This is a genomic window from Flagellimonas amphidinii, assembly GCF_013090115.1.
Lineage (GTDB): Bacteria > Bacteroidota > Bacteroidia > Flavobacteriales > Flavobacteriaceae > Flagellimonas > Flagellimonas amphidinii.
Map to the genome: position 1 here is coordinate 128,003 of NZ_JABFNN010000027.1, position 23,033 is coordinate 151,035.

Consider the following 23,033-nt stretch of genomic DNA (forward strand, 5'->3'; position numbering starts at 1 on the left):
TAATTTTTTGAGATACCTTTGTCCTTTGTTCGCTAAACACCAGTTTTGGTTCTATATACAGCTTCTGAACCGTCATGGATGGCGTGGCTTTTAGCGGCCACAGCCACTTTTTTAATGGGAACCTCTAAGGCTGGGTTAAAGGGCATGTCCATTTTTAACGTAACGCTCATGGCTTTGGCCTTTGGAGCGCGACAGTCCACAGGTATATTTATTCCATTATTATTGGTAGGAGATATTTTTGCCGTTGTTTATTATAACAAGCATACTCAATGGAAATATCTTTTAAAGATTTTACCTTGGATGCTCACAGGGATCCTTATAGGTGTTTTGGTGGGGAGTGACCTTCCTGAAAGAGAGTTTAAGCTGAGTATGGTCGTTGTTATCTTCATTAGTTTGGGGATGTTGTATTGGTGGGACAGGCGAAAATCATCCAAAATCCCTACGCATTGGACTTTTTCTGGGCCTATTGGAATTGTAGCGGGAATTAGCACCATGATTGGAAATTTGGCTGGAGCGTTCACCAATATTTTCTTTTTGGCCATGCGATTGCCCAAAAATGAATTTGTAGGTACGGCAGCATGGCTTTTCTTCATTACTAATATGTTCAAATTGCCTTTTCATGTTTTTGTTTGGAAAACGATCTCTGCAGAAACGTTGATCATCAATCTTAAATTACTTCCGGCCATTTTTGCAGGTCTTTTTCTGGGTGTTTTTATTGTTAAGAAAATCAATGACCGCAATTACAAAAGATTCATTTTGATTGTTACGGCCATTGGTGCAATTGCCATTTTGTTTAAGTAAGATTTTTTTCTGATAGTTTTATTTTATCGAACTTTATAGAACCAAAATTTGATTATGGATTTAAACGGTAAAGTAGCCTACATCACCGGCGGAACAAAAGGGATTGGATACGGCATTGCAGCATGTTTGTTAGAGCAAGGAATGAAGGTTGCAATTAGTGGAAGAAGCAAAACAGGAGTTAATGAAGCAATACAAAACCTAAATGATGAGGAGAATGTTTTGGGATTGGTCTCCGATGTTTCAAAATCTGGAGATGAGGTAAAAGCTGTAAAAGAAATATTGAAGATTTGGGGTAGACTTGATGTTGTTGTGGCTAATGCTGGAGTAGGTCATTTTGCTCCAATTGATGAGATGAAGGAAGAGGACTGGAACCAAATGATCAATACGAATCTAAATGGGGTATTCTATACGTTAAAAGCATCCGTTGATGCATTGAAAGTGTCTGAGGGATATTATATGACAGTTGCGAGTTTGGCTGGCACTAATTTTTTTGCACAAGGTGCTGGATATAATGCCACCAAATTTGGAGTTGTAGGGTTTACCCAAGCTGCTATGTTGGATTTAAGAAAATACAATATCAAGGCAACTACTATTATGCCTGGTTCTGTGGCAACACATTTTAACAATAATGAACCTTCTCAAAAAGATGCTTGGAAAATACAACCCGAAGATATTGGTAAGTTAGTGGTGGATTTATTGTTAATGCATCCGCGTACATTGCCCAGTAAGATAGAGGTACGCCCCGCTAGGCCAGATTTGAAATAATTAAACCTGTTTTTCCATAAAGGGAATATTGGTGTTACAGATTTCCAAAATTAGTTTTTTGAGGTTGTCTTCAAACACACCTAAAGTCGCAGCATCTATAAGCGAGGACCCTTTGTGTATTTGAAAAGGGAAAAAACCCTGTCCCAAATTTTTAAAGGAATAGATACCGGCACTGATATGGTCAATATGATGTTTTTTGCTGAACAGAAGACCATAGCACAATAACTGAAAAGCTTTGCTTTTATCATAATTGGTGATAAGCTCATCCCAATCGGATATTTTTACATTTTTGGATTCTACCCTTCCAGTTTTGTAGTCAACTATCCTTGTAACATCATCAATTGTATCAACTCTATCCAAGGTTCCTTTGAGTTTTATGGGGAAATCCAATTCTTCAATGTTTACTAAGATTTCATGTTTTTCTTCTAAAGCCAAGATTTTAATCTGATGTTTTTGAATGAGCTTTAGTTCCAAATCAATAAAGTTGTTGAGATACTTTTGGATAACATTATAAACTAAAAGGAACTTTCCTTTTGATGTATCAACTCCAGATAGGTTTTTTTGGAAATGTCCTTTTACTACTTTGGGAATCAGCGGTTTTAAGGAAGTAACATTTTCTTTCGTCAAGATTAAACCAATCAATGGGGTATAGAGTTCCTCCAAACTGTCATGAACAACGGTTCCAAAAGTATTGGCTGCGATATTCTCTTCAACTTCTTCCACATCGTTGATTTTTAGAATATTTCTGGTATAGAAATCAACAGGGTTTTTAATGTAGTTGGTGAGCGATGTTGGTGAAAAGCCTTTTTTGGCAAATGCCTTGATTTCCTGAAATAGGGAATCTCCTTTGGTGATTTCCTCTGGAGTGAATGGTGTTATTGATACTTTTGGTGATAACACCTTATGGGTAATGTATGGTGCTAGTTTTTCATCGGTAAGTAGTTGATTGATGAGTCTGCTTTTTTCGCCGCCCTCCAAAACATCCGGTTCCGTATTATAGATAATATGAACATTTTTCGCCCTTTGTAGAAGCCTATAAAAGTGATATGTGTAGATAGCGTCTTTTTCCTTATATGTAGGTAAGCCGTAGTCTCTTTTCACATCAAAAGGAATAAAAGAATTATTTGATTTTCCCGAAGGCAGTATCCCTTCATTCACAGAAGTGATAATAACAGTTTCAAAGTCCAGATTACGACTTTCCAACATTCCCATAAGTTGGAGGCCGTTAAGGGGCTCTCCAATGAAATCCAGAGTTTCTATGGATGCTAATTGCTTAAATAAGCTTTTGACTGCTTGAAGATCATTTATATGGTCTTTATCATCTATATGATTGTTCAGTTGATTGAATAAGGTATAAAATCTATAGAGCTGTTCCAGTTCAAAGGGTTTCTTCTTTTGCTGAAAATAATCTTTCAAGATATTAATGAGCTGCAGACAATTAGCTGTCCACACATTGGGAGTAATGTTATCTTTTGAAAACATAAATTGTATTGCGGAGTTTGTTCTGCTATATAGAGAAAGAATAGCTGTGTTGATATACAGCCAATTTTTCTCTTTTATTTCTTGGGTAATTTTGCTGGCAAACCCTTCCCCTTTCAATGAGGAGAGGATTAAAGTATAGGGATTTGAAAGAAATTCGAGTACTTGCTTATAAAACCAGCCTTTATCACTCTTGCTGATATTAAGTTCCAATAGCGAATTAAAAAATGAATAAAGAATGGTTTTGTTCAATGGCAGTCCCATGGTGATATTAACTTGGTTAATTTCTTTGGGAATGGCCTTTAACATGGGCTGAAGCAAGTTTTCATCAGCTAGTACAAGTGCGGTATTTTCAAGTGTAGATTGTGTATTCGCTTTTATTTGTTGTAATAACTGACCTACATATTTGGTTTGTGAAACACTTTTGGGAACACCAGTAATGGTTATTGTTTTGTTCGATAAAAACTCATTTTGAAGCTTAATAGAAGCTTGTTTTTCATAATATGGCCATGTATCTATATATTCCCTAATAAAAAGTCCGGCATCATGAATAGGGTCATCATAAAAATGTGAATCTATATCCCAATAAACTTCTCCATTGCCTTGTTCTAGAAAATATTGTACAATTTTAGATTCAGAGGTGTTAAGGGCATTGAAACCAACAAATACTATTGGACTTGTTTTATGGTAAGACGCCAATTTATCCACAGCTACTTTAGATATAAGTCCTTGGTAGCCCCTTTTCTTTGATAGAAGAGTGGAAGTGAAACTATTATATAGAGGTTCTATATGTTTCCAGAAATGTATGTAATTCGTTACAAGCTCTGTTTTGTCTTTTTTTAGGGACCAATGGTTGAGTTCTTTTATAGCTGAAAGATAGTTGAGGATATCGTGGGATGGGATTAGGTAACCATCGATTTCATTAAAATCGTGGAGTAGTGTTTGTCCCCATTTTATAAATGAAGAAAAATCATCTTTCTTTTCTACTTCTGAATCTTTATATACTTGGAAGAGTATTAACAGAAGTTCTAGGTTTGATGCAGGTGTAAGTCCAGAAATTTGCGCAACAAAATCTTGAATGGATAATATTTCTGGACAAAAAATATGTTGTTCCAACGTTGTGGAAAGCTGTTTTTTTAGAAAAGTTCCCGATCGTTTACTGGGAAGAACAAAGGTGCAATTTGTAAAATCTGTTTCTTTCTTTTGCAGCTCATTCAGTACATATCTGAGAAAGTTGTTGTGTTGCATGTATTAAAAATAAAAAAGGCCCTGCGGAATACAGGGCCTTTTCGAAAAGAAAACAGAAGTTTTCTAATATCTTATTTTACCAAGTTGATTTCAACTCTTCTGTTTTGAGCTCTACCTGCTCTAGTGTTATTGGTAGCGATTGGCTTAGACTCACCGTAACCAACAGCAGTTAATCTGTCAGCAGCGATACCTTTGTCAATCAAGAAGTCTCTTACAGAGTTAGCTCTTTCATCAGAAAGTCTCTGGTTTGTAGACTCTCTACCAACACTATCAGTGTGACCTTCAACAGTAAACTTAGCGTTAGGATACTCGTTCAAGATTTGGATGATATCAACCATTACAGTAGTAGATTCTGCTTTGATAGAAGATTTACCAGTATCGAACAAGATAGTTCTAGCGTAGTCGTTCAATTGTTTTTGAACTTCTTCAGTTACTTCAGGACAACCGTTGTTGGCAACAGTACCAGCAACTTGAGGACATTGATCGTCTTTGTCAAGAACGCTGTCTCCATCAGTATCTGGCCATGGGCAACCGTTGTTTTCAGATGGACCAGCTTCGTTAGGACACTGATCATCTTTGTCAGCGATGCCATCACCGTCAGCATCAGGACAACCAGCTAATGCAGCAAGACCAGCATCGTTAGGACAAGCATCGTCTTTATCAGCTACACCATCACCGTCAGCATCAGGACAACCATTCATTTCTTTAGAACCAGCTTCGTTAGGACAGCTGTCTTTACCATCTTCGATGCCATCACCGTCAGAATCAGGACAACCGTTGAAAGCTTCCAAACCAGCAACCTCTGGACAAGCATCGTCTTTGTCATAGATACCATCACCATCAGTGTCAGTACCACCAAATCTAATGCTAAGACCAGCCAAGTGCTGAAAATGCTTTACTAAATAATCTTCGAATGCGTGCTTGTATTGAGTTTGCAAAGTCAGACCAATGTTTTCAGAGAACCATAAGTTAACACCAATACCACCGTTGGCAGTACCAGCACCGATCTCATCAACCCAAGTATAACCACCGCCTATTTCAACAAAAGGATCAATTGTTGTGTTCTTAAGGAAGTTGTACTTAATGGTACCATCAATAGCATAGTGGGAAAGGTCATCAACAGCTTGATCACCGTTCTTTTCAATTCTGTTCAAAGAACCTCTAGCACCAACAGAGAAACCATCTCCTACATATCTGGAAACAGATACGTATGAAACGGACGGCAAGATATTCCAGTGGTCAGAAACGTTGAAATACTCATCGAACAAGGTTGGGCTCGAAAAAGGATTGTTTTCATCGTTAGTTGGGTATGTGTCAATCGCATTAACCCCAAAACTAATCTGCCATGGATTATTCTCGTCTTGCGCTTGTATGCTGCTAAACCCTACAAATACTAGGGCAACAACCAATAATTTGCTAAGATGTTTCATGCTCAAAATTTTAAGTTTAAGTGTTTATCAGCTGCAAATGTAAGTTGTTAGTACCTATTAACAAAATCAAATTTTCATTTTTTTTAACGCATTACATAGAAGATTTAAAGCACTTAAACGATTTTTAGTGCTTTTCCAACTTTGATAAATGCATTTATTGCTCGATCCAAATGTTGTTTTTCATGTGCGGCTGATAGTTGTACCCTAATCCTTGCTTTATCTCTTGGGACCACTGGAAAGAAAAAGCCAATGACATAGATTCCTTCTTCCAAGAGCATATCCGCCATTTGCTGTGAAAGCTTGGCATCGTATAGCATTACTGGAACAATGGCAGAATCCCCATCGATAATATCGAAGCCAGCTTCCTTCAAGCCTTTTTTAAAATATTCGGTGTTTTCTTGGAGTTTATCCCTTAATGATGTGTCTTTTTCCAACATGTCAAAAACCTTGATGGAAGCACCAACAATAGCCGGGGCCAAGGAGTTGGAGAAGAGATAAGGCCTAGAGCGTTGCCTTAGCATTTCAATAATTTCTTTTTTCCCTGTAGTATAACCACCCATAGCTCCGCCAAGGGCCTTGCCTAAGGTTCCGGTGATGATATCTATACGATTCATGACTCCCTTTTCTTCTAAGGTTCCCCTTCCGGTTTCACCAATAAAACCTGCTGCATGACATTCATCAATCATCACAAGCGCATCATATTTATCTGCTAGGTCACAGATCTCATCCAAGGGAGCCAAAAGGCCATCCATAGAAAACACGCCATCGGTTACTATAATCTTGAAACGAGCACCACCTTCTTGGCTTTGTTGCAGTTGCTTTTCCAAATCGGCCATGTCATTATTTGCATAGCGGTATCTTTTGGCTTTGCATAGACGCACACCGTCTATTATGGACGCATGATTCAAGGAATCTGAAATGATAGCGTCCTCTGCGGTAAGCAAGGGCTCAAAAACCCCTCCATTGGCATCAAAGGCGGCGGCATATAATATGGTATCCTCGGTGCCGTAAAATGAGGCGATTTTTTCTTCCAATTCTTTATGAATATCCTGCGTTCCACAGATGAAACGAACTGAAGACATTCCAAAACCATGTGAGTCCATGGCATCCTTAGCAGCTTGTATAACGTCTGGATGGGAGGAAAGCCCCAAATAATTGTTGGCGCAGAAGTTTATGACTTCCTCTCCTGTCGAAATTTTAATAACCGCTCCTTGTGGCGAAGTTATGATGCGTTCTTTTTTAAAAAGTCCAGCTTCTTTTATGGCTTTCAACTCGCTGGCCAAGTGCTCTTTAATTTTTCCGTACATAGTTGTTGTTGTTTAGACGAAAACGGGGTTTATTTTTTGATCAATATAAACAATAATGGTATGTTTAATTTTAAAATTCATCTCTATTAACACATCGGCGTAATGCTTTATTTGTGTTTTATGCGAAGGTGATGGACTTCCAGTTTTATAGTCGATGATAATTGCTTCATTTTCAGAGATTACAATTCTATCAGGACGTACAGATGCCCCATTCTTGGTAAGAATCTCTTGTTCATTATAAATAATGTATTCGTCTGAAAAATATGTTTTTAATTTTGGATGGGTCACAACTTCCATCAATTTTTGTTTGATATCATCTGCAGAATTTTCAGTAAAATAACCCGCTATTTGAAGATCTTCAACCACTTGGGGAACATTTGCTGTAATTTTGATTTTACTCAACGCGAAATGGATAAGATTTCCCATTTCAATCGCTTCTCTTCTCTCATCATCCCATAAGCGCCCAGATGAGGTTGAAATTTGAAAACTTGAATCGTCTGCTGGCCGTGTGCTATAGGAAATGTAATTATTTTCTAATGGTTCAGGCGCAGGAGCATTTGAATTTTCTGAGAAACTACCAAAACAATATACCTCACTTTCGTTCTTTGGAATTCCTTTTTCCTTCAAAAACTGTTGGAATAACTCGGCATAAGATGATGCCTGTTCAATTGAATGTAGCTCCTTACTGCTTTCCGAGAATATAAAGAGTCCTAGTACAGGTCGAGTGAGGGCTACATAGAGCACGTTCATGGAATCTAAAACAGTTTTTTCCTCCTCCTCGGTATAAATAGCCGCCGCAATGGGATTGTATTGGAGCATTTCTTTGTTGGCGTTCAACAGAAATTCATTAAGCCCTAAATTTTGGTCTTCCGCTGTTGTTGGCACCCAAGATTTTTTCTTTTTTCTTTTATCGTCCAATAAGGAATTTGCAAAAGGAAAAATAATAAAAGGGAACTCCAATCCTTTGGATTTATGAATGGTCATTATCCGTACTGCATTCAGGCTATCTGGGGCGGCAATAGAGAGTGTTTCTTTTTTTTGTTCCCAATAATTTAAGAATGCATGTATGCTGATACTTTCTCGTTTCTCAAAAACAAGAACCTCGTCCATAAGATAGGTGAGGTAGGCATCAGATTCATTGGCAAGCTCAAACTGTACAATGGCTGTTTCCAAAATATTGAAAACGGACTGCCCTTTTAAACTGTTGATATGAAAGCCATATTCCGAAGAAAGGAATTCTTGAGGGCCATCAAGATTTTTGGAAATGAAATCGTGCTTGCTCTCTTCTTCTTTGGCCAAGTATAGTAATACCTGATAGGAAGCTTCTCGATGGGTGGTGTTTTCCATTACCTTGAGCAGCGCTATTAAAAATTCCACTTTTGGATTGTTCTTGAGCAAAAGAGCATCCGAAGAAATGATTGGGATGTGATTTCGAGTCAAAAAATCCGCTACAAGCATACCTTTACTATTATCCCTGACCAATACAGCGATATCCGAATAATTATATTGTTTGGATTTGATGCTGCGGATTGTATCCAAAACCTCACCGCAATACAGGTCGTCTTTATCAGAAATATCCTTATCCAAAAATGAAAGCGCTACGTAGCCACCAGATTTATTGTTGGTTTTCTGCTTTGAACCTTGAAGAAACAGATTTTGATAATCCTTATGCTGAAGCACAGGGGCAACCGTGGTAAAAAAGTCATTGTTGAAGGTAACAATTTGGTCATGGCTCCTCCAGTTGGTGTCCAAGGAATGAAAACTTGGCGCAATCACAAAAGGATGCGATTTTCCATTCAACAGGTTTAAAAATTGTTCTGCTCTCCCACCTCGCCACCTATAGATGGCTTGTTTTACATCGCCCACTAAAAAAAGAGAACCCCGTTGGTTGTTTTGGTTCTGACCCTCCAATGCGTTTCCAATAAGAGGAACCAAGTTTTCCCACTGCATTTGAGAGGTGTCTTGGAATTCATCAATAAAATAATGACGGAATTTTTCGCCCATCCGTTCATAGATAAAAGGAACAGGTTGATTTTTGATTTCCTTGGAAAGAATACCGTTCATGGACGAAATAGGAACAATGTCTTTTTCCAGCTCTATGTTTTTGATCTCCTTGGCGATTTCATTCAGTACCGTTAATGGAACGATGTTGCCATAACTATTTTTCAAATAGCTTCTCCGATAGATTTTATGTTTAATTGAGCTGAAGACTTTCAGGATTTGCTCCGATAAAAAAACGCTGTCCCTAGAATCATTGGCCTTTAGAATTTTTCCATTAAGAAGGTTTTCCTCCAACTTATTATTGTAAAGGCTTTTTGGGCTGAATTCACCTTCTGTTATTTTTTTAAAGTGATTGGGCAAGGTCTGTCTAGGAAAATCTGTAAAATCAAAACCTTGGTTCGTTATTTCTTGAAGCACTTGTTGCGAGGCTTCAATAATATTGGTTTCAAGTTTTTTAATTTGTAATGCTAACGCTTTTTGTACTTCCTTAAAATCGTGGATGGATTTAGAACGCAAGGCATCAATATGAGGCGCATGGTTTTCCTGAAATAATAATTTCCCAATCTCTACCAAGTCATGTGCAATGTTCCAACTTTTGTCCTCATCTATTTTTTCCAAGGAGAAATCAATCAATACACTTGTGAGTTCGGGCTCATTGCCTGTCCTTTCCAATAAACGTCCTACAGCTTCCTCCAAAATAAGAAGCGTGTCCAGTTCAACCTCAAAATTTTGAGATAGTTGAAGGTCACGGGCAAAGGTTTTAATGATTTTATGGTTGAACTTATCTATGGTAGAAACTTCAAAGAATGAGTAATTGTGCAAAATCCGCTTTAAAACAAGCTTGGATCGTTTCCTTAGTTGTTCAACACTAATGGAAAGCTCATGGCAAAGCTCATGGCAAAGTGGCAGTTGTTTTTTTGGGATTTCTTCTTTTGTAAATGAATGAAGGTTACTCAATATCCGCGTTTTCATTTCGTCCACGGCCTTATTGGTGAACGTGATGGCCAAAATTTGCCTGAACTTTTGGAAAGAATCGTTTTTTAGCAATAGTTTAAGGTATTCCTTGGTTAATGCATACGTCTTACCGGATCCAGCTGAAGCACTATATATTTTAAAATGTGATTCTTCCAAAATTAATTTTCTGCAAATTACGGATTACCAACCTTAAGTTAATGTTGTATAGAGTGAAATATAAATGATAAAGCCGTATTTTTACAGGTATCATTAATAACTTAAAAACAGTTTTATTATGGCTTTTGAATTACCAAAATTACCCTATGCATATGATGCCTTGGAGCCACATATAGATGCTAGAACCATGGAAATCCATCATACCAAACACCATAATGGCTATACTACCAAATTGAACGGTGCTATTGCTGGTACTGATTTAGAAGGCAAGGATATTATGGATATTCTTACCAATTTGGATATGTCCAATGGTGCGGTTAGAAATAATGGAGGAGGTTTTTACAACCATAGCCTTTTCTGGGAAGCTATGTCACCAAATGGAGGAGGAACTCCAAGTGGGGATTTAGCTGTAGCAATTGATGAAGCTTTTGGCTCCTTTGATGGATTTAAGGAGAAGTTCAGTGCAGCCGCAGCAACCAGGTTCGGATCTGGATGGGCTTGGCTATGCGTGCACAAGGGAGGTAAACTAGAAGTTTGCTCTACTCCAAACCAAGATAACCCCCTTATGCCAGAAGTTGGATGCGAGGGTCACCCTATATTAGGGTTGGATGTATGGGAGCATGCTTACTATTTAAACTATCAAAATAGAAGACCAGATTACATTTCTGCATTTTTTGAAGTGATCAATTGGGATAAAGTTTCAGAGGATTACGAAGCGAACAAGTAGTCTACAACAATTTCATATTGAGGAAAGTCGGGCCAGCGCCCGGCTTTTTTTATGTTCAAATTACTACAATAGAAAAGGGTGAGGAAGCCCTCACCCTTTTCGTCCCAAATCTTACCATAAACTTAACCTACTTATGCTATGGCGAGACTAAAATACTGGTATTGTGAGAAATAACAAAAGTTTTTGAATTTTTTTTTGGATTTGGAATTAATCTAAAAAAGGAGATTTATCCGACAAAATCTCTTAATTCCTTGGGACTCAAATATAAAGAAGGCGGAGAATACTCCGCCTTCTTTCCCCAAATCTTACCATGAACTTAACCTACTTATGCTATGGTTCTCCAAATGTAAGCCAAACGTAATGCTTGCTTAAAGCTTTTTAGATGAAACCCTTTTAATTTGGATGAATTGCCAGGAATGTGGTTTGAGCGCACTATTGTTAAGGAAAAGGATTACGAAGAGATAAATGGATATGGTATAAATAAAAAAGGTGGAATAGCTTCCACCTTTTTTGCCCCAAATCTTACCATGAACTTAACCTACTTATGCTATGGCAATACTAAAGTAACTTTGAGAGCTACCTAGTATGCATAAACCCGTTAATCTACACATATCATCGACGAAATGCATGGCTTAACTTAAGTTTGGCAAAGGGTGATTAATAGGCTCTTTGATTTTTTCCTTCGTAGAAATTGATGAACGCCCTGTTTACTACCCTATTTCCTCCCGGAGTAGGATAATCTCCCGTGAAATACCAATCACCAAGATTTTTTGGGCAAGCTGTGTGGAGCCCTTCTATACTTTGGTAAATGATGCTAACCTCTGCATTGATTCCTTGTGGACTTAATATCTCTGCTATTTTGTCCGATATCTGATCGGCTGTAAAAGGAGCATAGAATTCCTTTACATAGTTGATGACATCTTTATCCTTTGATTCTGTTTGTGTAAGGCATTTTTCATAGATTTCTTTGATCACATGTGTGGTTCCATGTTCTTCATGTAAAGCCTGAGCCGCTTTAAAGGCAACAAAATCCTCAAGTTTGGCCATATCTATACCGTAGCAATCTGGATATCGGATTTGTGGTGCAGATGAAACAACAATGATTTTTTTAGGAGACAATCGGTCTAGAATCTTTAGAATACTTCTCTTTAAAGTAGTTCCCCGAACAATACTGTCATCAATGATCACAAGGTTGTCATTCTCTTTTACCGATCCATAGGAAATGTCATAAACGTGGGTCACTAAATCGTCACGGCTACTGTCTTGCGTAATGAAAGTCCTTAATTTTGCATCTTTGATGGCCACTTTTTCTATTCTAGGTCGGACATCAAGAATTTTGTGCAATTCTGCACCGGAAATATTTGGCCCCAAAGCCAAAATTTGTTCCTCTTTTCTTTTGTTGAGGTAGTTTTGGGCTTCTTTCACCATTCCAAAGAAAGAGGTTTCGGCTGTGTTTGGGATATAGGAAAAGACAGTATTGACCAAGTCATTGTCAATGGCCTCCAATATTCGAGGAAACACCAATTTCCCCAACATTTTTCGCTCCTGATAGATTTCCTTATCACTTCCGCGTGAGAAATAAATACGTTCAAAGGAACAGGCTTTTCGCTCTGTAGGCTCCTGAATTTGCTCTAAATGTGTAGAACCACTTTTCTTTACAATTAATGCATGTCCTGGGTCAAGCTCATGGACTTCATCATATTTTACATTGAAAACGGTTTGTATGACGGGTCTTTCCGAAGCAACCACTACCACTTCATCATCTTTATAATAATAAGCAGGTCTAATTCCTGCTGGATCTCTTACTACAAAAGCATCTCCGTGACCCAACAAACCACCCATGGTGTAACCTCCATCCCAATTTTTAGAGGCTTTTCTCAGAATTTTGGCCACATTCAATCGCTCTGCGATCAATGGGGAGGCCTCTCTTTTGTTATACCCTTCTTTCTTTATTTGTTTGTAGAGCTTTGCCACTGCATCATCCAAAAAATGTCCGATTTTTTCCATGACAGTAACGGTGTCGGCCATTTCCTTTGGATGTTGTCCCAGCTCCACAAGGTTGCCAAAAAGCTCATCAACATTGGTCATGTTGAAGTTCCCGGCCACAATAAGGTTTCGATGCATCCAATTGTTCTGCCGTAGAAACGGGTGTACACTTTCAATGCTGTTTTTTCCGAAGGTACCGTAACGCACGTGGCCCATCAACAATTCTCCTATATATGGAATGTGTTTTTTTTGAAGCTGTACATCTTCTTTATATTCTGGATTTTCGGCTATGGAAGCATTGATCCTGGAGTTGATTTGCGCAAAGATATCCTGTATGGGCTGCTGCTTTGCAGAACGCACCCTACTCATGTAGCGTTCCCCAGGATTCATATCCAGTTTTATACTTGCAAAACCGGCGCCATCCTGTCCACGGTTATGCTGTTTCTCCATCATCAGGTACATTTTGTTGACTCCGTAAAAAGCTGTACCGTACTTTTCTTTGTAGTATTCCAGAGGTTTAAGCAAACGGATCAGTGATATTCCGCATTCGTGCTTAATCGCATCACTCATAACAAAACCAAAATAAAAAAGCCCTGAAATTTTCAGGGCACGTATTTATGTTAATTCAATATTGAATTGTGTTAATTCTTTAAACTGGACCAATCGTGCATCCACTTCTTGTTTCTGTAATTCTACCATTCTCTCGGTTCCGAATTTTTCCACACAGAAAGAAGCCAGATTGGATCCTTGTATAATGGCATTCTTCATACTCTCAAACGAAATATTCCCTGCTTCTGCTAAATAGCCAGAGAATCCACCTGCAAAAGTATCTCCTGCGCCAGTGGGATCGAACACCTCTTCCAAAGGAAGAGCGGGAGCAAAGAAAATATGGTCTTCATGAAACAAAAGCGCACCGTGCTCTCCTTTTTTAATGACCACATATTTTGGTCCCATTTCTTGAATTTTGGCAGCAGCTTTTACCAAGGAATATTCTTGGGTCATTTGCCGGGCCTCTTCATCATTGATGGTAATGACATCTATTTTTTTGATGACATCCATCAACTCATCCCAAGTATTGTTCATCCAAAAATTCATCGTATCCAAAATGATGAGTTTTGGTCGTTTTTCCATCTGATTGATTACACCCATTTGGATATTGGGATGTAGATTTCCCAACATGACCACATCGGCATTCTTAAAATTATTGGGGACAATGGGATTAAAGTCTGCCAAAGTATTGAGTTCGGTCACCAAAGTGTCCCTAGAATTCAAATCGTTGTGATATTTACCTTTCCAATAAAAGGTTTTTCCCCCTTTAACGATTTCCACTCCGGAAATGTCAATGTTTCTATTTTTTAGAATATCGAGATAGGATTGGGGAAAATCGTCCCCAACAACGGATACAATAGAGGATTCTACTTTGAACTGTGTGGCGGCCAGGCCTATAAAAGTTGCGGCACCTCCCAAAATCTTGCCTGTTTTTCCAAACGGGGTTTCAATAGCATCAAAAGCAAGAGACCCAACGATTAGCAATTTGCCCATTCACTAAATTTTGTGCAAATATACGTTTTAGCTATTCCTTTTGGTACTATTTGTTCAATTTGTGGTCTACGGATTTATTTCCTTCCAAAATCTGCGGGAATTTCTCCCCAAGCCTTGGTCTCCCATTTTACAATTGGCGTATCGTAGCGGTTCTTTTTCAACCAGTCTTCCGCGCGAGTTATAAGTTCAAAAAGAGGAGCATTTTTGGCATTCTTTTTTAGTTTGGTACCGCATTTCTGTTTCCGTACCCAGCCAATTGCTATCCTGGAGTCTGAATAAAGAATTCTGCTGCTCTTTTGTTTTTTTAAAAATGCCAATCCATGAACGAGTGCCAAGAACTCACCTATATTACTGGTTCCTTGGGCAAAAGGCCCTTGATGAAAAAGAACTTTTTTGGTTTTGGTGTCTACGCCTCTATATTCCATTTTCCCGGGGTTGCCACTGGAGGCCGCATCCACGGCAATGGAATTAAAATTAGGGTCACCTATTTTCAACAATTCTTCTGGAGACAGTTCGGATTTTCCTTTGGATTTTCCCTTGTACTCCAAATAATTGCTGTTGAAGGCTTTTTTAGCTTCGGTAAAAGTGGGGAATGATTTGTATTGTGCTCCTTTAAAACCTTCTATTTGAGCTTTACAGTCATCCCAAGTTTCAAAAATGCCAGGATGTTTGCCTTTCCAGACTACATAAAATTTAGCTTTCTTGGCCATCGGGGAAAAGTAGTGTTTCAATCACTTTAGGGAAATGCTCATATTCCAATTGATGTACTTTGGCGGCAATGGCCTCAACATTATCAGAAGGATTTAATTTTGTCTTGGCTTGAAATATAATGGCACCTTCATCATAATGCTCGTTGACATAGTGAATGGTGATGCCGGTCTCAGTTTCAGAATTGTCCTTAACCGCCCTGTGTACATTATCGCCATACATTCCTTTTCCACCGTATTTTGGGAGAAGTGCGGGATGTACATTGATGATTTGTTCCGGAAAGGCACTTGTTATGTTTGGAGTGATTTTCCATAGGAAACCTGCAAGGACTATAAGGTCTGGAGACAGTGTTTTTAACAAACGAACTACAGTGTCAGAATCAAAAAAAGCAGTTTTATTAAAATAAAAAGCGGGCACCTTCAATCTTTTGCATCGCTCCAAAACCTTGGCCGTACATTTATTGGTAAGTACAGCGGCTACTTCGACATTGGGATTTTGCTCAAAGTATGTAATGATGTTCTCCGCATTGGATCCACTCCCAGAAGCAAGGATAATAATTCGTTTCATACAGTAAAGAAATGGTGCACTTAGCGACCAATTTTCCGCGGCTAAAGTAATATACTGGACCTTAAGATGTTTAATTTGAGGTACATTTTATCGACAAATGGTGTATTTAATCCAAAGTTTTATATTTTTGCCAACGATTAAATTTTTAAAACCAATATAATTATGTCAGACATTGCATCAAGAGTAAAGGCAATCATCGTTGATAAACTAGGTGTGGATGAAAATGAAGTTGTTGCAGAGGCAAGCTTTACCAACGATCTTGGAGCGGATTCCTTGGACACTGTTGAACTTATCATGGAGTTTGAAAAGGAATTTGACATTCAAATCCCAGATGATCAAGCAGAAAACATTGCAACTGTTGGCCAGGCCATTAGCTATATAGAAGAAGCGAAGTAATTTTATGATATTTTACTAAAGATTTTAAATTATCCATGTGATGATCATCACATGGATAATTTTTTTATAATTTAGGTTCTCAAGGGTAAAAAGATAGTTCCATGCAGTTAAAGCGAGTAGTAGTTACCGGAATGGGCGCGTTGACGCCCATAGGCAACAATTTGGAAGCTTATTGGGAAGGACTAAAAACCGGAAAAAGCGGTTGTGCGCCCATTACATATTTTGACACCGAAAAGTTCAAGACAAAATTTGCCTGCGAACTGAAAGGGTACGATCCGCAGGATTATTTTGACAGAAAAGAAGCTAGAAAACTGGACAGATTTGCTCAATATGCCCTAGTGTCTTCGGATGAGGCCATTGCTGATTCTGGTATAGATTTGGACAATGTTGACAAATTTAGAGTAGGTGTAGTCTGGGGAGCAGGAATTGGCGGTCTTGAAACGTTCCAGAACGAAGTCATTGGTTATGCCAATGGTGATGGAACACCACGGTTTAACCCATTCTTTATCCCAAAAATGATTGCAGATATAGCTCCTGGTAATATTTCCATCAAACATGGATTTATGGGGCCAAACTATACTACAGTTTCTGCCTGTGCTTCTTCTGCCAATGCATTAATTGATGCATTGAACTATATCCGATTGGGACATTGCGATGTTATTGTAACTGGAGGTAGTGAAGCTGCCGTAACCATTGCAGGTATGGGTGGATTCAACGCAATGCATGCCCTTTCCACCAGAAATGATAGTCCAGAAACAGCTTCTAGGCCTTTTGATGCCACCCGGGACGGTTTTGTTTTGGGTGAAGGAGCAGGAGCTCTTATTCTTGAGGAATACGAACACGCAAAAGCTAGAGGAGCAAAAATATATGCAGAGGTAATGGGCGGAGGATTGTCCAGTGACGCATACCATATGACTGCACCACATCCTGACGGAATAGGAGTGGTAAAAGTCATGGAAAACTGCTTGAAAAATGCTGGAATGAACCCTGAAGATATTGATGCCATAAATACGCATGGAACATCTACTCCTTTAGGAGATGTGGCTGAGTTAAAGGCGATATCCAAGATATTTGGAGAGCATGCTCCCAACATCAATATCAATTCTACCAAGTCTATGACAGGACACTTGTTAGGAGCTGCCGGAGCCATTGAAGCTATTGCATCTATTTTGGCCATGAAGCACAATCTGGTTCCTCCTACAATTAACCACAGCGTAGTGGATGAGGAGATTGATGCATCATTAAATCTTACCCTGAATCAGGCTCAAGAACGTGAGGTAAATGTGGCCATGAGCAATACCTTTGGGTTTGGTGGACACAATGCATGTGTTTTGTTCAAAAAAATAGGATAGTTTTGTAAACATGAAGTTCACCTCTAAAATATTTAATTCCCATCCAAAAACGGATGGGGATTTTTTTTTAGGGATAAAGCGAATCCTAGGGTTTAAACCTAAGGATATTGAAATATACAAAAAGGCATTTCTACATCGCTCGGTAAACAAAAAAGACGAGCAGGGCAATCCCATGAACTATGAAAGATTGGAGTTTTTGGGAGATGCCATGTTGGGCACCATCATTTCTAAACACTTATATAATGAGGTTCCAGAGGGTGACGAGGGATATCTTACCAAGATGCGCTCCAAGGTTGTGAGTAGAAAACATCTAAATGAATTGGGCAAAGATCTTGGCCTTCTCAAATATGTGGAAAGTAGGATTCCTAAGTCCCATTTTGGTGAAAATATTCATGGGAATGTGTTTGAAGCTTTGGTGGGAGCGATTTATCTGGATAAGGGGTATGCCTATTGTGAAAAGTTCATCAATGAAAGGGTAATTGAACCTTATGTGGACATTGAACAATTAGAAGGCAAGGTCATTAGCTATAAAAGCTTGGTGATTGAATGGTGCCAAAAACAAAAAAAGGCATTCAATTATGACGTCTATGAAGATAATGGTAACGACGAGCTAAAACATTTTGCCGTAAAATTGAGCATTGGGGACAGAATTATGGCCAAAGCTAGGGCCACTTCTAAGAAAAAGGCAGAGGAAAAAGCTTCTAAAAGAGCATATTTTGCCTTGCAGAGCAGAATAGAAAATCAATAGGTTAAATAAAGGTAAACTAAAACGTTTTCGTTGGTTTAAATGGCGCATTGTCCCATTTGAGCTAGGCTGTAAAACGGATTAAGCCTATATTTACATTTCGTGTTAAGGGCATGTTGACAACACATAAAATATCGGCAGACTTTTACGATGACAATTTTGAACTCATCGCTATCCATAGCAGCCTTGAAGATTATGCTATGGCCTATGCCATAAATTCTACTTGTGGCCTTCATTTAAAAAGAATGAACAACGACCTTCAGATCAATGAAAGCCATACCTTCTCGGTATTTGATTGGGAGGATGATATTAATGATATGTATTGGACACTTATTTCGAATACATGTGTTGTGGAAGAAGTAGTGCCTTCTGAAGGATTTTTTGAGAACAGAACTTCCTTAAGGACATTTCATTTAATGGAGGAGCGAAAAGAAGTCGATTTTTTCTTAAAAATAGATATGTCTGATGAACCGTTGATAGATGAAAAGTCAAAGGCCATCAATAGAATACCCAAGGTCATTACGGCCTATCCGATCGAAACAAAAACCTTAAAATCAAAAAGAAACTTAATCTTTTAACAATGCCAACTAGAAAGAAGACGAAAATTGTAGCAACCCTTGGGCCAGCTACGAGTAAGAAAGAGACCCTCAAGGAAATGATAGAGGCAGGTGTGGATGTTTTCCGAATTAATTTTTCTCACGCTTCTTATGATGATGTAACCGAACGCATTAGAATTATTCGGGAACTCAATGAAGAGTTGGAAATGAATACATCTATCTTAGCAGACTTACAAGGACCTAAACTAAGGGTTGGTGTAATGGGAGGAGAAGCTGTTGTGGCACCAGGAGACGAGATTACCTTTGCTACGGGAGAGCCTTTTGAAGGAACAGCCGAAAGGGTTTACATGAATTATGAGAACTTTCCAAAGGATGTAAAACAAGGTGAGCGTATCCTTCTGGATGATGGAAAATTGATATTTGAGGTAAAATCCACCAACGGGAAGGATGAAGTAAAGGCAACGGTGATTCAAGGAGGACCTTTAAAGTCAAAAAAGGGGGTGAACCTTCCAAATACTGATATTTCATTGCCAGCATTGACCGAAAAAGACATTAAGGATGCAATTTTTGCAATCGGACATAAAGTAGATTGGATTGCGCTATCCTTTGTGCGTTATAGTCAAGATCTTATGGATTTGCAAAGTTTGATCAATGAGCACTCAGATCATAAAATACCTATTGTAGCCAAAATTGAAAAGCCCGAGGCCGTTGAAAACATTGATAAAATTGTGGCGTATTGTGATGGTTTAATGGTGGCCAGAGGGGATTTGGGAGTTGAAATTCCGGCACAAGAGGTTCCACTGATTCAGAAAAAACTGGTATTACGCGCTAAAAAAGCGAGGATACCTGTAATTATTGCCACACAAATGATGGAAACCATGATTACCAGCCTAACTCCAACTAGGGCTGAGGTGAATGATGTGGCCAATTCTGTTATGGATGGAGCGGATGCCGTAATGCTTTCAGGGGAAACCTCGGTAGGAAATTATCCAGTTCAGGTCATAGAAAAGATGGCAAGTATTCTAAACAGTGTAGAAGCCTCCAGCCTTATTAAGGTTCCACAAACTCCACCGCATATTCGTACTAAGCGATACATTACCAAGTCAGTTTGTTACCATGCTGCGGTAATGGCCAATGAAATTCAGGCAAAAGCTATTTCCACGTTGACGAACAGTGGGTATACTGCATTTCAAATTTCTGCATGGAGGCCCAGTGCTCATATTTTGGTCTTTACGTCCAACAGAAGGATTTTAACGCAGCTTAATTTGCTTTGGGGAGTAAAAGCTTTTTATTATGACAAGTATGTATCAACTGATGAGACTATAGATGATGTGAACCAAATCGCCTGTAAAAAAGGGTATTTGGATGTAGGTGATATGCTCATTAGCCTAGCCGCAATGCCTATAAAGGACAAAGGGATGGTGAACACTTTAAGGGTAACCGAAATAGAGACTTGTAATTTCTAGAATTCCAAAGCTTAGGCAACTTCCTTTTCAAAAGCGATGAAGTTGACTACTTTACCACTTTTGTCACGAACTGGGGAACCTTTGATCCAGCAATTATAGGAAGTTCCATTTTTTCTGTAGTTGGTAAGAATTACCTCAAAAGGCTCTTGTTGTTGAATGGCTAGAGATACTTTTTGGGTGGTTTCTTTGCAAGTATCCTTGCCTTGGAACATTTTTGGTTTTTTCCCGATGATTTCGTTGGGAGAATACCCATTCATTAAGCTGATATTAGTAGAGGCGTAAACAATGTTCAAATTGGTATCAGTGACCACAACAATATGTTGTTTATCCAGAATTTCATTCCTAAAAGGAATGTCTTGTTCCCACTTTTCTTTTTGAGCCAAATCACTCAGATTTTTAATGTCTTTAAGGTCAGTGCAAACCCTACTGAAGTGTTGGGCATAAAAGTCCAAAGAGGAAATAGGGTAGCTTCCTAACACCTTGTCGCTATAGAAGTTGGAAACCGCTTCGTCATAAAATCTTGTTTCTTTCATACGTCAATACTATAAAAACAGCAAAAGCAAAACAACTTATTAACAGTCTTGTTTAAGAAATTGTTATGTTATTGGCTCGCAAACCATTGTAAGTATCAACAAACAAAACTGACTAAAAGACAGATTGAAGGCATTTTTTAAATAATCAACAGGCCAAATCCAATGCGATACGAATACAAAGATTCAAAATTAGGTTCCATTTTAGGATTAACGGATGATATTAGAGAGGATGAAAAAAGATTTTCAAATACTACCAATACCATTAAATTTTTATGGAACAAAAACAATGCCCCTTTATTATTTGAGGTAGATGGTTTGGAGCTGGAATTGTTGCCAAACCAGATAGTGACCGTTACCCCTTTACAGCATGTGGCTTTCTCAAAAACTGAGCTGCCTATTTTGGCCATTCTTTTTAACCGAGAATTCTATTGCATTTTAGATCATGATAGTGAGGTTTCGTGTAACGGCATCCTGTTTTTTGGTACCCAAGACCTGCCTATTGTCACTATTCCAGAAGAACAACAGAAAAAATTCAAGCTGTGGTATGATGTTTTTGTCGAAGAGTTTTCAACTCCGGACAATATCCAAGGCGATATGCTGCAGATGTTATTGAAGCGATTGATTATCATGAGTACTCGTTTGGCCAAAGAACAACATATTGTCAAAACGCTGAACAATGAGCAAATTGATACCATCCGGAAGTTCAATTTTTTGGTAGATCTTCATTATAAAACCAAAAGAAAAGTGAGTGATTATGCAGAAATGCTGTTCAAATCACCAAAAACACTTTCCAATCTTTTTTCAATCTATAACCAAAAATCGCCACAAGAGATAATTCTACAACGGATTGCATTGGAGGCAAAAAGACTGATCAATTATACCGATAAACAAAATCAAGAAATTGCCTATGACCTGGGGTTTAATGACCCGGCTCACTTTAGTCGTTTTTTTAAGAAAATGACCCTAATGACCCCTTCAGAATACAGAGATAGCCTTTCAGTTTCAGCTTAAGGGAAAAATCTACAAGTCGTCGGGAAATCCTTCCTAACACCTCCCTTCCTATTCGCCACATCTTTGTCTTGTAATTAAAAAACACGGTAAAGATCATGGAAAGACCAATATTCAATCTTATTGAAATTTTTAGAACGGCTAGAAAACCTGTGACACAAGAAGTTGTTTCGGGAAGCCATTGTGATGAAAAATACCATCATGATTTCTATTGTGATGTGGAGAAACCTTTTGTTGAAAGTCTATAATCAAATTCTAATACAAAACATTTTTAAAATTATGAGCACATTTAATGTACCTAAAAGAGAAGAGGTAAGCGAAGTCAATCAGTCAATTTTTGACAATTTAGAAAAAGCGGTTGGTTTTGTACCTAACCTATATGCTACCTATGCCTATTCTGAAAATGCGTTGGGGAACTACCTAACTTTTTCAAATGGCAAGACATCTTTAAGAGCTAAAGAAAAAGAAGCGGTAAATCTTGCGGTAAGTGAGGTCAACGGATGTCTTTATTGTTTATCAGCCCATACTGCCATTGGAAAAATGAACGGGTTTACGGATGATCAAATTTTGGAACTAAGAGCAGGGAAAGCCTCTTTTGACAACAAATTGGATGCGTTGGCTCGTTTGGCCAAAAATATAACCGAGAATCGTGGAGTAACCGACGCAGCTGTATTGGATAATTTCTTTGCTGCCGGTTGGACGAAGGAAAACCTAATCGATACAATCGTTTTGGTAGGGGACAAAACAATCTCCAACTATATCAACAATACTACAGAGATTCCTGTTGATTTCCCAGTGGCCCAACCATTATAAACTATTGAAGCATAATTAATAATCTAAATATTGAATAAAATGAAAAAAGTAATTGCAATTTTAGTATTGACTGTCGGAGTAGTATTTTCTACTAGCGCACAAGATAAAATGATGAAGGATAAGACGGTAAAGACCTTGGCGTTGGAACAAACAGCGGGAGAGTTTACCCAAAAACAAATCACTGTATCATCTGGAACTTATGTGTTTGACATTACCAACAACGATGTGGGGCATGATGTGGGATTTGTATTGGTAAAAAAAGGGAAGGATATTAGCAAGCCTGAAAATCATATTCAGACTGCTTATGTAACGAAACCTGTAAAAACAGGAACTTCCCAAACTTCTAAACCTACTAAATTGGAAAAAGGAGAATATGTTTATTTCTGTCCTTTGAACCCAACCTCTACTGATAATATTTTGGTGGTCAAATAAGAAAAAGAAGACTATACTGAAAAAGCTCCTTGACAAGGG

General features: G+C 38.4%; 22 protein-coding genes. 13 read left to right on the forward strand and 9 right to left on the reverse strand.

Features of this window, described 5'->3' with window-relative positions; translation table 11 throughout:
• Positions 1-45: 45 nt before the first annotated feature.
• Entirely contained in the window at positions 46-801 is a 756-nt protein-coding gene (locus tag HJC33_RS05175; protein ID WP_246245495.1) for a sulfite exporter TauE/SafE family protein, read from the forward strand.
• 54 nt (positions 802-855) lie between these two features.
• Positions 856-1,566 carry an SDR family oxidoreductase gene (locus HJC33_RS05180; protein WP_171657739.1) on the forward strand — a complete coding sequence of 237 codons (711 nt, stop codon included), beginning with the start codon at positions 856-858 and terminating at the stop codon, positions 1,564-1,566.
• Here HJC33_RS05180 and HJC33_RS05185 read toward each other — a convergent pair whose 3' ends face one another.
• The 4 genes from HJC33_RS05185 to HJC33_RS05200 form a co-directional block, all read right to left on the reverse strand.
• Positions 1,567-4,293, reverse strand: coding sequence for a PD-(D/E)XK nuclease family protein (locus HJC33_RS05185; protein ID WP_171657740.1), 2,727 nt, complete (start codon positions 4,291-4,293; stop codon positions 1,567-1,569).
• 71 nt (positions 4,294-4,364) lie between these two features.
• Complete coding sequence (locus tag HJC33_RS05190) at positions 4,365-5,723, reverse strand: OmpA family protein (protein WP_171657741.1); 1,359 nt, start codon at positions 5,721-5,723, stop codon at positions 4,365-4,367.
• A gap of 113 nt (positions 5,724-5,836) precedes the next feature.
• Positions 5,837-7,030, reverse strand: coding sequence for a glycine C-acetyltransferase (gene kbl, locus HJC33_RS05195; RefSeq protein WP_171657742.1), 1,194 nt, complete (start codon positions 7,028-7,030; stop codon positions 5,837-5,839).
• A 12-nt stretch (positions 7,031-7,042) separates the two neighbouring features.
• On the reverse strand, positions 7,043-10,162 hold the full coding sequence (locus HJC33_RS05200) for a UvrD-helicase domain-containing protein (protein ID WP_171657743.1): 3,120 nt from the start codon (positions 10,160-10,162) through the stop codon (positions 7,043-7,045).
• Between the two features lie 118 nt (positions 10,163-10,280).
• Between HJC33_RS05200 and HJC33_RS05205 the strand changes: the two genes are divergently transcribed.
• Positions 10,281-10,889, forward strand: coding sequence for a superoxide dismutase (locus HJC33_RS05205; RefSeq protein ID WP_216366652.1), 609 nt, complete (start codon positions 10,281-10,283; stop codon positions 10,887-10,889).
• A gap of 398 nt (positions 10,890-11,287) precedes the next feature.
• Positions 11,288-11,473: a hypothetical protein gene (locus tag HJC33_RS05210; RefSeq protein WP_171657744.1), complete on the forward strand. Its 186-nt coding sequence runs from the start codon at positions 11,288-11,290 to the stop codon at positions 11,471-11,473.
• A 73-nt stretch (positions 11,474-11,546) separates the two neighbouring features.
• On the opposite strand, the gene HJC33_RS05215 is transcribed toward HJC33_RS05210, so the two are convergent.
• The 4 genes from HJC33_RS05215 to purN all read right to left on the reverse strand — a co-directional run bounded on the left by HJC33_RS05215 (position 11,547) and on the right by purN (position 15,692).
• Complete coding sequence (locus HJC33_RS05215) at positions 11,547-13,445, reverse strand: amidophosphoribosyltransferase (RefSeq protein ID WP_171657745.1); 1,899 nt, start codon at positions 13,443-13,445, stop codon at positions 11,547-11,549.
• Between the two features lie 45 nt (positions 13,446-13,490).
• Complete coding sequence (locus HJC33_RS05220; protein ID WP_171657746.1) at positions 13,491-14,417, reverse strand: PfkB family carbohydrate kinase; 927 nt, start codon at positions 14,415-14,417, stop codon at positions 13,491-13,493.
• 74 nt (positions 14,418-14,491) lie between these two features.
• Positions 14,492-15,127 carry a ribonuclease H1 domain-containing protein gene (locus HJC33_RS05225; RefSeq protein WP_171657747.1) on the reverse strand — a complete coding sequence of 212 codons (636 nt, stop codon included), beginning with the start codon at positions 15,125-15,127 and terminating at the stop codon, positions 14,492-14,494.
• Positions 15,111-15,692: a phosphoribosylglycinamide formyltransferase gene (purN, locus tag HJC33_RS05230; protein ID WP_171657748.1), complete on the reverse strand. Its 582-nt coding sequence runs from the start codon at positions 15,690-15,692 to the stop codon at positions 15,111-15,113. The genes HJC33_RS05225 and purN overlap by 17 nt, the downstream gene beginning before the upstream one ends.
• 162 nt (positions 15,693-15,854) lie before the next feature.
• On the opposite strand from purN, the gene HJC33_RS05235 reads away from it, so the two are divergent.
• The 5 genes from HJC33_RS05235 (at position 15,855) to pyk (ending at position 20,208) form a co-directional block, all read left to right on the forward strand.
• Positions 15,855-16,088 (forward strand): acyl carrier protein, encoded by a 234-nt coding sequence (locus HJC33_RS05235; protein WP_009778413.1) that lies wholly within the window; start codon positions 15,855-15,857, stop codon positions 16,086-16,088.
• 101 nt (positions 16,089-16,189) lie between these two features.
• Positions 16,190-17,440, forward strand: coding sequence for a beta-ketoacyl-ACP synthase II (fabF, locus tag HJC33_RS05240; RefSeq protein ID WP_171657749.1), 1,251 nt, complete (start codon positions 16,190-16,192; stop codon positions 17,438-17,440).
• Between the two features lie 10 nt (positions 17,441-17,450).
• Complete coding sequence (gene rnc, locus HJC33_RS05245; RefSeq protein ID WP_171657750.1) at positions 17,451-18,188, forward strand: ribonuclease III; 738 nt, start codon at positions 17,451-17,453, stop codon at positions 18,186-18,188.
• 110 nt (positions 18,189-18,298) lie between these two features.
• Entirely contained in the window at positions 18,299-18,763 is a 465-nt protein-coding gene (locus HJC33_RS05250) for an IPExxxVDY family protein (protein ID WP_171657751.1), read from the forward strand.
• Between the two features lie 2 nt (positions 18,764-18,765).
• Positions 18,766-20,208, forward strand: coding sequence for a pyruvate kinase (gene pyk, locus HJC33_RS05255; RefSeq protein WP_171657752.1), 1,443 nt, complete (start codon positions 18,766-18,768; stop codon positions 20,206-20,208).
• A gap of 11 nt (positions 20,209-20,219) precedes the next feature.
• On the opposite strand, the gene HJC33_RS05260 is transcribed toward pyk, so the two are convergent.
• The gene (locus HJC33_RS05260; RefSeq protein WP_171657753.1) at positions 20,220-20,741 is read right to left on the reverse strand and encodes a PAS domain-containing protein; all 522 of its coding nucleotides are present in this window, start codon (positions 20,739-20,741) and stop codon (positions 20,220-20,222) included.
• A gap of 162 nt (positions 20,742-20,903) precedes the next feature.
• On the opposite strand from HJC33_RS05260, the gene HJC33_RS05265 reads away from it, so the two are divergent.
• The 4 genes from HJC33_RS05265 (at position 20,904) to HJC33_RS05280 (ending at position 22,994) form a co-directional block, all read left to right on the forward strand.
• Positions 20,904-21,752, forward strand: coding sequence for a helix-turn-helix domain-containing protein (locus HJC33_RS05265; RefSeq protein WP_171657754.1), 849 nt, complete (start codon positions 20,904-20,906; stop codon positions 21,750-21,752).
• A 95-nt stretch (positions 21,753-21,847) separates the two neighbouring features.
• Complete coding sequence (locus HJC33_RS05270) at positions 21,848-21,997, forward strand: hypothetical protein (protein ID WP_171657755.1); 150 nt, start codon at positions 21,848-21,850, stop codon at positions 21,995-21,997.
• 31 nt (positions 21,998-22,028) lie between these two features.
• On the forward strand, positions 22,029-22,562 hold the full coding sequence (locus HJC33_RS05275; protein WP_171657756.1) for a carboxymuconolactone decarboxylase family protein: 534 nt from the start codon (positions 22,029-22,031) through the stop codon (positions 22,560-22,562).
• Positions 22,563-22,601: 39 nt separating this feature from the next.
• Positions 22,602-22,994, forward strand: a complete 393-nt coding sequence (locus HJC33_RS05280; RefSeq protein ID WP_171657757.1) for a plastocyanin/azurin family copper-binding protein — start codon at positions 22,602-22,604, stop codon at positions 22,992-22,994.
• The last annotated feature ends 39 nt before the right edge of the window (positions 22,995-23,033 follow it).

Bases quoted from the DNA above. Each gene is read 5' to 3' on its own strand.
- HJC33_RS05180 (WP_171657739.1), top strand. From the start codon at position 856: ATGGATTTAAACGGTAAAGTAGCCTACATCACCGGCGGAACAAAAGGG.
- HJC33_RS05185 (WP_171657740.1), bottom strand. From the start codon at position 4,293: ATGCAACACAACAACTTTCTCAGATATGTACTGAATGAGCTGCAAAAG.
- HJC33_RS05190 (WP_171657741.1), bottom strand. From the start codon at position 5,723: ATGAAACATCTTAGCAAATTATTGGTTGTTGCCCTAGTATTTGTAGGG.
- kbl (WP_171657742.1), bottom strand. From the start codon at position 7,030: ATGTACGGAAAAATTAAAGAGCACTTGGCCAGCGAGTTGAAAGCCATA.
- HJC33_RS05205 (WP_216366652.1), top strand. From the start codon at position 10,281: ATGGCTTTTGAATTACCAAAATTACCCTATGCATATGATGCCTTGGAG.
- HJC33_RS05215 (WP_171657745.1), bottom strand. From the start codon at position 13,445: ATGAGTGATGCGATTAAGCACGAATGCGGAATATCACTGATCCGTTTG.
- HJC33_RS05220 (WP_171657746.1), bottom strand. From the start codon at position 14,417: ATGGGCAAATTGCTAATCGTTGGGTCTCTTGCTTTTGATGCTATTGAA.
- HJC33_RS05225 (WP_171657747.1), bottom strand. From the start codon at position 15,127: ATGGCCAAGAAAGCTAAATTTTATGTAGTCTGGAAAGGCAAACATCCT.
- purN (WP_171657748.1), bottom strand. From the start codon at position 15,692: ATGAAACGAATTATTATCCTTGCTTCTGGGAGTGGATCCAATGCGGAG.
- HJC33_RS05235 (WP_009778413.1), top strand. From the start codon at position 15,855: ATGTCAGACATTGCATCAAGAGTAAAGGCAATCATCGTTGATAAACTA.
- fabF (WP_171657749.1), top strand. From the start codon at position 16,190: ATGCAGTTAAAGCGAGTAGTAGTTACCGGAATGGGCGCGTTGACGCCC.
- rnc (WP_171657750.1), top strand. From the start codon at position 17,451: ATGAAGTTCACCTCTAAAATATTTAATTCCCATCCAAAAACGGATGGG.
- HJC33_RS05250 (WP_171657751.1), top strand. From the start codon at position 18,299: ATGTTGACAACACATAAAATATCGGCAGACTTTTACGATGACAATTTT.
- pyk (WP_171657752.1), top strand. From the start codon at position 18,766: ATGCCAACTAGAAAGAAGACGAAAATTGTAGCAACCCTTGGGCCAGCT.
- HJC33_RS05260 (WP_171657753.1), bottom strand. From the start codon at position 20,741: ATGAAAGAAACAAGATTTTATGACGAAGCGGTTTCCAACTTCTATAGC.
- HJC33_RS05265 (WP_171657754.1), top strand. From the start codon at position 20,904: ATGCGATACGAATACAAAGATTCAAAATTAGGTTCCATTTTAGGATTA.
- HJC33_RS05270 (WP_171657755.1), top strand. From the start codon at position 21,848: ATGGAAAGACCAATATTCAATCTTATTGAAATTTTTAGAACGGCTAGA.
- HJC33_RS05275 (WP_171657756.1), top strand. From the start codon at position 22,029: ATGAGCACATTTAATGTACCTAAAAGAGAAGAGGTAAGCGAAGTCAAT.
- HJC33_RS05280 (WP_171657757.1), top strand. From the start codon at position 22,602: ATGAAAAAAGTAATTGCAATTTTAGTATTGACTGTCGGAGTAGTATTT.